Below are 8,868 nucleotides of genomic sequence, written 5' to 3' on the forward strand. Positions count from 1 at the left end.
CTGTTGATATTTACGCTAACTTTTACACAAACGATATAAACGGACATGATATGACATCCTTAAAGTGAATTGGTATTATTTGATTTGAAATTCGGTACATATTGATAGCATCTGCCTGAAAATTCGTCATTGCGACCGACAGGGAAGCAATCTCAAATCCTAGTTTTTCCTACCTCATGCGTAAGTCCTGTTACAATAACTAATTATCCGGATTTGATATTAATACTAAACTGCCTCCTACTGGAAATTTTTCTGGTTTTTTTTGATTAAAGTGCCAATATTGTTGATAATTATTCAGAAAGTTTTGTCCTAAAATTCCATCAACTTCTAATAACTTCAACACTGGGGAAGACAAAATTACTGTTTCTAAGTTTGTCAGTTCATAATTTCCCATTTTTACTTTAGCTAAGGAAGCATATTCTGCCATTTCTATACCACAAAAACCTTGCACTTGAATTTCCTGTCTTTCAGCCACAGAAATTTTTAACTGACTAGCTAATTTCTGAGAAATAAAAATACTTTCTGCCCCCGTATCTAACATAAAAATAAAGGGACCATTGCCATTAATTTCTACCTCAGCTAACATTACTCCTAACTTAGATTTAAGTGAGATAGCATCATTAATATTTTTAGTAGGTATTGGAGTCGGAGGTAGTAATCGTAATTCTTGGGTTTGAGGATTTATTTTTACATCGAAATTACTCAAAATATCCATTCCCAAAACTCCTGATAATCCCTCGGGCATGATAGTGGTAGTAAATTCTAAACCTGTTAAATTTTCGACTTTAACATTATCAATTTTTAACACAGGTAAACGATGCAAATTAGCTTTCATTTCTGGGCATTCATCTCCTGCTACTGCATAAGTTAAAAGTTCTTTTGGTACAGGTTCCCCTGTTAATTCTAATTCTTTGATTGTTTCTGTGGCAATGATGGAAGTAGAAGCCCCTGTATCTAATAAAAAATTACCTGATTTTTCTCCTATAGTTGCTGTCAAGGTAAAAGCTTTTCCACCGTCTAAAAATTCTAGAGGAACAGTTGCATTTCCTCTTACTTTTGGGCGGGGTAAGTTTAGACCTTCTAGTTGTACAATTGCTCCAATTGATATATTTTTTTGAGGTAATATAACTATATTTTGTGGAAAAATAATAGGTTTTAGTTGAGCGAAACTAGGAGAAATTATTATGCAGCTAATAGCTCCAATAATAATAGTTGTAATACTCGGAAATTTGTTCATAGTTGTTAGCTGATGGGACTATAGCAGTTCTCTAATCTGTAGGGTACTGTTTTATATCCCCCCCGCCCCCCTTTTTAAGCTATGCTTTATAAACATATTTCTTAACATAAAACTTAGACATTAGAAAAAGGTTATGTTTCTTACCATTCAATGGATATGATAGGAGATTCATTAATGGATAATTGATAATGGATAATTGATAATTACCTCTCCCTTTTAGGGAGAGGATTGACGTTTAAGGAAAAAATTTATTTCTCTTGGTCGATTGGATATGGCGTTAACGAAGTGGCTCTGCAAGAGCGGGAGACCTCGCCATCCCATCCTAACGGACTGCTCCGCAAACGACCGCTTTTTCCCCTTGAAAGGGGAGGCTTCAAGGCTTGAATCATCTAATTATTTAATTGTTTAATTATTAATTATTTCGGTAAACGTATTTAATTAGAGGCTAAACTCTCTCCACCTCCCTATCTCCCCATCATAAAAGGATTTTAGGAGTTCCTTATCAGGGATAGCTTTTTAATGGGGAGCCTTCAAAATCCAACTTTTTAAGGGGGATTTAGGGGGATCGTATTGGTTGATTTTATAGAATCTTTAAATTGCCATAAATAGGCTGTTTGAATTCCTTGAATCAGGGAAATAAACTTGCCTGAATTAGATAAAATGTTAACCTGTTTCTACAGTATCTAACAGAGCTTTAAGAATGAGATAAATAGAAGTTGCCCCTGGGTCTTGATGACCAATGCTGCGATCGCCTAAATAACTTGCTCTTCCTTTTTTCGCTAACATCGGAATTGTATTTTTCATTCCTGACTCAGCAGCATCTACCGCTTGTTTCAAACTTTCGAGAAAACTAGAACCATTTGCTACTGCTTCTGTAAAAGTATTTGCTGCTGGAGACAAAGCATCTAACATAGTTTTGTCTCCCAAGTTAGCTTTGCCACGTTGCACTACTCCCTCAACTGCTGCAGTGAATACTTTAGACATATCTTCTGTAGTTAATTCTGACTTTCCTGTTACTACAGCACTTGCTCGTAAAAATAGAGTGCCATACAGAGGTCCACTAGCACCACCAATAGTAGAGATTAAAGTCATACTCACAGTTTTGAAAATACTGCCAATATCTTTATTCGTAACAGTCGGGAGTAGAGTTATAACTTTCTGAAAACCACGGTTCATATTAATGCCGTGGTCAGCATCACCAATAGCAGCATCTAATTCTGTAAGATAATCTTTGTTTTGCTCTAAAACTGTTGCTACTGTTTGCAACCATTGGATAATTTGTTCTTTGTTTACCATAATCTTTTCAGTTATCAGTTATCAGTTATCAGCACCTCTAGCTAAAAAAGTAGGTTGGGTTGAGGTGCGAAACCCAACATATACAGCACATTTCAAGTATATCAAGACTTACGCATAAGGTACGAAAACTAGGATTTGAGATTGCTTCCCTGTCGGTCGCAATGACCAAAATACATTGTATTGCGTAAGTCCTATATATTCAGTTATCAGTTATCAGCAGCTCTAGCTAAAAAAGTAGTTGGGTTGAGGAACGAAACCCAACATATATCAATAAAATCCTTGCCTAATAGTATCATGTCTGGTTGAATAGTGATAATTAAAGCTTGTAGTAGGGCTTTAGCCCTGTCTAAACTTCGGGCTAAAGCCCTACTACAAACAAAAACTTTTTTATCACTCATTATCCAGACATCATATACCTAATTTAGCAACAACATACTCTTGTACCGACTTCGCCCCATCCAACTCCAACACAGAATGAGCGATCGCCTCGACCTCTGACATATCCAACTGAGAAATAACTCTCTTGACAATAGATATTGATGGTGGAGCTACACTCAACTCATCCACTCCTAACCCTAATAAAATAGGTACTGCCACAAGATTTGACCCCAACTGACCACAAACACTTACCGAAATTCCCGCTTCATGGGCAGCAATTACAGTTTGTTGAATCATCCGCAATACCGCAGGTTCGAGACCATTAGCAAGATTAGCAACTTTAGAATTAGTGCGGTCAGCGGCCATGACATATTGGCTCAAATCATTTGTACCAATACTGAAAAAATCTACCTCCTTTGCCAATTGGTTTGCCATTGTAACTGCTGCTGGTACTTCCACCATAATTCCTGCTTTTATCTTATTTATACCAGAAAGAGAATTTTCAACTTCTGTCAAAATTTTCTTAGCTGCGCGTACCTCTTGAACAGATGCCACCATTGGGAACATTACCTTAATATTATGTCCGTGACTCGCCCGCAAAATAGCTCTTAACTGAGTCTGCAAAATTTCTGGAGTATCTAAACTTTGCCGAATACCACGGCATCCTAAAAAAGGATTAGCTTCCGACTCCAACTTAATATAGGCAACTTGTTTATCGCCACCAATATCTAAAGTGCGGATAGTTAGAGGGCGAATTCCCATAATTTTAGCGATCGCCCGATAAGTTTCATATTCTTCTGCTTCTGTTGGTTGGGTCTGGCGATCGAGATAGAGAAACTCACTCCGCAATAAACCCACTCCTTCGGCACCACATTCTAAGGCAAATTCTGCATCAGCAACTCCCACAATATTTGCCATCAAGGAAATTTTTCTGCCGTCTTTAGTTATTGCCTCTTGGGGTGTTTGATATTTCTCAAAAGTTTGACTTTGTTTTGCCAGTAACTCCTGCAACTGTGTCTGACTTGGTTCGAGCCAAACTTCTCCTGTTGCGCCATCTAAGGCAATTTGAGAATCTGTTGCCAATGATAACAACTGAGTACCTACTCCAACTACCATCGGAATACCCAAGGTATTTGCAATCAATGTACTATGAGCAGTAACACTACCAGCGCTAGTACAGATACCCAATACCAAGTTTGGTTTCAGTTGCAAAGCAAGGGAAGGTGTTAAGTCGGAAGTCACCAAAATTCCTGGTTGTGATAAATTAAGACTGTTGCTACTCGCACCCGTCAGCAGTTGTAGCACTAGCCCCCCCACATCTTTGATATCAATAGCTCGCGCCTGCAAGTAAGGGTCTTCTAATTTTTGATAGGTATTAATCATTGCCTCAATAGCTTTTTTCCATGCTACTGCAGCACAGTGATTTTGTTGGAAAATGAGTTGATGTACTTCTTCTAATAAAGTGGGGTCTTCTATATATAAGAGTTGTGTTTGCAAGATATCAGTTTGAGTATTATCAGTTGTACTTTTATTAGATAGATTGTCAATTATTCCTTGAATTTCTTTTTTTGTAGTTTCTAAGATTAACTGTAGGTACTCCCACTCTACTTCTGGATATTCTACAGGATAGTCTTCAACTTCTGGAATTGTTGGTTGATAATGCACTACTTTTCCGAAGGCAATTCCTGAAGATGCTGGTGTTCCGATTAATTTATTCTTTGCATCTGGGGTTTTTAATATTGTTGGTGTTTTCTTTACAATTACTTCTGCTTCTCCAAAATTATTTGCGATTAATTCTTGGATTTTTGTTAAAGCTAAATCTGCATCATTACCAGTTCCTGTTATTGCTATTTCATGTCCTTGTTTGACTGCTAATGTAATTACTTGATTGATACTTTTAGCATTTATTCCCCGACTATTTTTTGTCAAATTTTGTAGCATAATTTCAGATTGAAATTGATTTGTTATTGCTACTAATTTTGCAGCAGGCCGAGCATGGATTCCTAATTGATTTTTGACAGTAGTTTTAATTGTTTTTGACGATTTTTCTTTTTCTATATTGTTGCTATTTTCCAGATTTTGTTCTGGAAGTATTTCATCAACATTAATCTGAGATATTTTAGCTGTTAAAGCTGCATTTGCTTCAGCCATGACTTGTTGAATATTGGCTCCCAAAGAAGCTTGAACCATAGCAGAAATCGCTCCTTCTACCAAAGGTGCCGTACAGATTTTTACATGACTTCTTTGGGTTGGTGAGAGAAATTCTAGAGCCATTTCTGTACTCATTACCGCACTGCCTAAATCCATTAATACTAAGACCCCAGCATCACTATAAACAGATTCTATTGCCTCTTGTACTTTAATAACATCAGTACCAAAAGGATTTTCTGGGTCATCTATTCCAGCAGCGATCGCTATTGGTGCTGGCTCTTGCGTCATTTGTTCTGCTAATTCTGCCACTGCCTCGGCTAATTTGGCACTGTGGGATACAAGTACAATTCCTACTTTGTTTTCTGAATAATCTATCATTTTTTTATATATTTTTGATATTACTGCTTAACATATCAATATTACATAAACATCAGAAAAAAAATTACATCTAAATTAGTAATATTTAACTAAAGCTCGTAGTAGGGCTTTAGCCCTATCTATATTAGGACTAAAGTCCTACTACAAACAAAAACTTTTTTTCAGCAAAAAAATTACTTATAAATTTAACTTCTGACTTCTTCAAATCCCCCATCGTAATGCCGCAGTTTTTACTGGCGCATCCCAGAACTTAATCAACTCATCATCCAATTTCAACAGAGTAATAGAACAACCTTGCATTTCCAAGGAAGTAATATAATTCCCAATCAAATTACGCACAATTTGTAATCCTTTTTTTTCGCATATTTCGGCTAATTTCCGATAGACAATATATAACTCAGAAATAGGAGTACCACCCATACTATTCACAAAAGCTAGAAGGCGATCGCCTTGCTCAAATGGTGAGTCTATTAATTCTACTTCTTGCCATTCTCCTTTTACCTCATCCCACTCCCGCACTATCCGACTATAACCGACATCTTCAATAATATTAATAGCTAACATTTCCACAATTTCATCCGCCGATCTCATCGCCATTTGTTGTCGCCCTGGTTCCCCATGAATGCCAATACCGAATTCAATTTCGTTATTCCCTAACTCAAAAGTAGGACTACCTTTAGCAGGTGTGGTGCATGATGTCAATGCCGTTCCCATACTCCGTCCATTAAGATTAACTTTCCGACAAAGGTCAGCTATTTGCTTGAGATTATAACCTGCTTCAGCAGCAGCACCACAAATTTTTTCTGCTAATACTGTTGTTCCCACACCCCGTCGTCCTTGAGTAAAAAGACTGTCTTTGACCGCCACATCATCATCTATTAATATATTCAAGACTCGGATATTTTCTGAGAGAGCAAGTTCCGTTGCCATCTCAAAATTCATCACATCGCCACTATAATTTTTGACAATATTCAGAACACCTGCACCTGAGTTAACAACTTTAGCTGCTTCTAACATTTGGTCAGGAGTAGGTGAAGTAAAAATTTCACCAGGGCAAGCAGCATCTAACATTCCCATCCCGACAAAACCGCCGTGCATGGGTTCGTGACCGCTACCTCCGCCTGAAATTATGGCAACTTTATTTTTAATTGGTGCATCAGCGCGGTAGATGAAGTGGGGGTCGAGGTTGACCTTTATTAGATCGGGGTGAGCGATCGCCATACCTTGGAGACTTTCCCGAACTACATCGTTGGGGTTATTAATAAGTTTTTTCATAGAATATATTCTGATTAGTAATTGTATTTATATTACAAGAGAATGAGTAGAAGGGTTGAAAAAATTATTTAAGACGACGTAATACCACCATAATAGACTTTTTCATCTTAAATGTTGCAATAGATGTAGGTTGGGTTGAGGGATGAAACCCAACAAAAATCTTTCTCTCGTACGGACGTTGCATAACAAAAATGCGTTTCATGTTGCGCAGCAAAACGTCCCTACCCTACTCCCTAATGCACTATTTTAGGTGAAACACTCCAATAATATCGGGAGCAGTGCAAAATTGTAGGGTGTGTTAGATGGCTTAAATTAAAACTATGAAAGAGATTTAGCAATCCATCGTAACGCACCATTTTAGCTGTGAAATAATTGACCGAATAAATAAGGTCTCGCCCCTTTCAAGGGGATAAGAAAGAAAATTTCCCATTTCAAGCCTCCCTATTACAGGAGGTACTGCTGATAACTGATAACTGTTAACGCAGTTCCTCTGAAAGAGGCTAACTGATAACTGAAATGACAGTTTCCGATCGATAATTAATTGAATTTTTTATTTTTGGAGATGTCTATTATATAGCAATCAGGAATCAGATGTGAGAATTGAGGTGTTCCTTAAAAGGATAGAATATAGCAGTTATCTTATGAAGAAGATACATTTTCTTCTTCCCTGTTCCCAGTTAAGCGTTCCCTAAAAGTCTCCAATATCTCACAACTCAAATCATATTGCTATATATGCTTAAATAGAAAAGTAGTTAATTCAATAATCAACGTACATGGCCACCAGACTAATTGAACTAGAAGATGGGATTTGGGTTGAAGCAGAAGTTGCAGATGATGAGGCAAAGCCAATTTCTACTAATGTTGCTAAAAGAGTCCAATCTAGTTTTGATAAAGTTAAACCTATATTAATTAGTATTAGTCGCCCTATTGCTGAAGCTTGGCAAGAAATTAGTAAGGATATGGAAATTGAACAAGCTGAGGTGGAAGTGGGTTTTAATTTTGAGGGGGAAGGAAATCTATATATTACTAAAGGAAAGGCAAGTGCAAATTTAAAAGTTAAGTTAGTGCTGAAACCGAAAAAGTCAGAGAATGATTAACTTAAAAAAGTTAGAAGAATCTATTGTTTTAATTACCAGTGCCAAAAGAGCAAATGTTATTGGTACTGGATTTACTTTTTATCGAGAAAAAAATTATATTTATCTGCTTACTTGCGCCCATGTTGTTGAGGATATGGGTGGTGAGGAAAATGTACGGGTAAATAATATTCCTGTAGAACTTGTGGAAATAGGAAATGCTCAGGGTTTTGATTTAGCAGTTTTAAAAGTCAAAGATATTTTTCCAGTTCCGCCTTTAAAATTAATGATTTTATATGGGGAACAAGAAAGAAGTTTTGAAATTAAAATTCCTGGTTATTATCTTTGGGGTCAAAATAATGCCCGCCGTCGTAGAACTATCAAAGGAAAAATGATGGTTGAAGTTGATGGAGAAAGAGCATTCCAAATAATAGAATATATGCCTGAAGAAGTTGCTGTAGGAAAACTACAAATAGAGCAGGGAAAACTTCAACCTGGTTATAGTGGAGCACCTGTTATTGATTTAAACACAGGTTTTGTTGTTGGTATAACTACCCACATGGAGGGAGAAAACCAAAATTTGGGAAAATTTGGCACAGCAATATCAATAGAAGCATTAGAAAAGATTTGGCGTGAAATACCTACTGAAGTTTCTCAGGAAATTATACGAGAATCATTAGAAAGTTCTGAGAATTTATCTGTTGAAGAAACTCCAGTGGAACCTTTAGAAAGTTATGAAAATTTACCTGTTGAAGAAACTCCAGTAGAAACTGTAGAAAATTCTAAGGATTTATCTATTGAAGAAACTCCAGTAGAACCTGTAGAAAATTCTGAGGATTTATCTATTGAAGAAACTCCAGTAGAACCTGTAGAAAATTCTAAGGATTTATCTATTGAAGAAACTCCAGTAGAACCTGTAGAAAATTCTGAGGATTTATCTATTGAAGAAACTCCAGTAGAACCTGTAGAAAATTCTGAGGATTTATCTATTGAAGAAACTCCAGTAGAACCTGTAGAAAATTCTGAGGATTTATCTATTGAAGAAACTCCAGTAGAACCTGTAGAAAATTCTGAGGATTT

General features: G+C 36.7%; 7 protein-coding genes. 2 read left to right on the top strand and 5 right to left on the bottom strand.

The features are described 5' to 3' along the window. Positions 1-199: 199 nt before the first annotated feature. The 5 genes from ACP6PM_RS08260 to dhaK all read right to left on the bottom strand — a co-directional run bounded on the left by ACP6PM_RS08260 (position 200) and on the right by dhaK (position 6,715). Positions 200-1,237 carry a retropepsin-like aspartic protease gene (locus tag ACP6PM_RS08260; RefSeq protein WP_426583553.1) on the bottom strand — a complete coding sequence of 346 codons (1,038 nt, stop codon included), beginning with the start codon at positions 1,235-1,237 and terminating at the stop codon, positions 200-202. Positions 1,238-1,900: 663 nt separating this feature from the next. After that, positions 1,901-2,533, bottom strand: coding sequence for a dihydroxyacetone kinase subunit DhaL (gene dhaL, locus ACP6PM_RS08265; protein WP_426583555.1), 633 nt, complete (start codon positions 2,531-2,533; stop codon positions 1,901-1,903). A 206-nt stretch (positions 2,534-2,739) separates the two neighbouring features. Continuing rightward, positions 2,740-2,931, bottom strand: a complete 192-nt coding sequence (locus tag ACP6PM_RS08270) for a hypothetical protein (protein WP_426583557.1) — start codon at positions 2,929-2,931, stop codon at positions 2,740-2,742. A 10-nt stretch (positions 2,932-2,941) separates the two neighbouring features. Next, positions 2,942-5,440 (bottom strand): phosphoenolpyruvate--protein phosphotransferase, encoded by a 2,499-nt coding sequence (gene ptsP / locus ACP6PM_RS08275; RefSeq protein ID WP_426583559.1) that lies wholly within the window; start codon positions 5,438-5,440, stop codon positions 2,942-2,944. A 201-nt stretch (positions 5,441-5,641) separates the two neighbouring features. Then, positions 5,642-6,715 (bottom strand): dihydroxyacetone kinase subunit DhaK, encoded by a 1,074-nt coding sequence (gene dhaK / locus ACP6PM_RS08280; protein WP_426583560.1) that lies wholly within the window; start codon positions 6,713-6,715, stop codon positions 5,642-5,644. Positions 6,716-7,488: 773 nt separating this feature from the next. Here dhaK and ACP6PM_RS08285 point away from each other — a divergent pair. Then, positions 7,489-7,812: a CU044_2847 family protein gene (locus ACP6PM_RS08285; RefSeq protein ID WP_426583562.1), complete on the top strand. Its 324-nt coding sequence runs from the start codon at positions 7,489-7,491 to the stop codon at positions 7,810-7,812. Continuing rightward, the coding region (locus tag ACP6PM_RS08290) for a trypsin-like peptidase domain-containing protein (RefSeq protein WP_426583564.1) at positions 7,805-8,868 on the top strand (1,064 nt) is incomplete at its 3' end. The genes ACP6PM_RS08285 and ACP6PM_RS08290, both read left to right, overlap by 8 nt.

The organism is Dapis brunnea BLCC-M229 (genome assembly GCF_050015995.1).
In the GTDB taxonomy this organism is placed as follows: Bacteria; Cyanobacteriota; Cyanobacteriia; order Cyanobacteriales; family Microcoleaceae; genus Trichodesmium.

Excerpts from the sequence above, each read along its gene's own strand:
- ACP6PM_RS08260 (WP_426583553.1), bottom strand. The coding sequence starts at position 1,237 with ATGAACAAATTTCCGAGTATTACAACTATTATTATTGGAGCTATTAGC.
- dhaL (WP_426583555.1), bottom strand. The coding sequence starts at position 2,533 with ATGGTAAACAAAGAACAAATTATCCAATGGTTGCAAACAGTAGCAACA.
- ACP6PM_RS08270 (WP_426583557.1), bottom strand. The coding sequence starts at position 2,931 with ATGAGTGATAAAAAAGTTTTTGTTTGTAGTAGGGCTTTAGCCCGAAGT.
- ptsP (WP_426583559.1), bottom strand. The coding sequence starts at position 5,440 with ATGATAGATTATTCAGAAAACAAAGTAGGAATTGTACTTGTATCCCAC.
- dhaK (WP_426583560.1), bottom strand. The coding sequence starts at position 6,715 with ATGAAAAAACTTATTAATAACCCCAACGATGTAGTTCGGGAAAGTCTC.
- ACP6PM_RS08285 (WP_426583562.1), top strand. The coding sequence starts at position 7,489 with ATGGCCACCAGACTAATTGAACTAGAAGATGGGATTTGGGTTGAAGCA.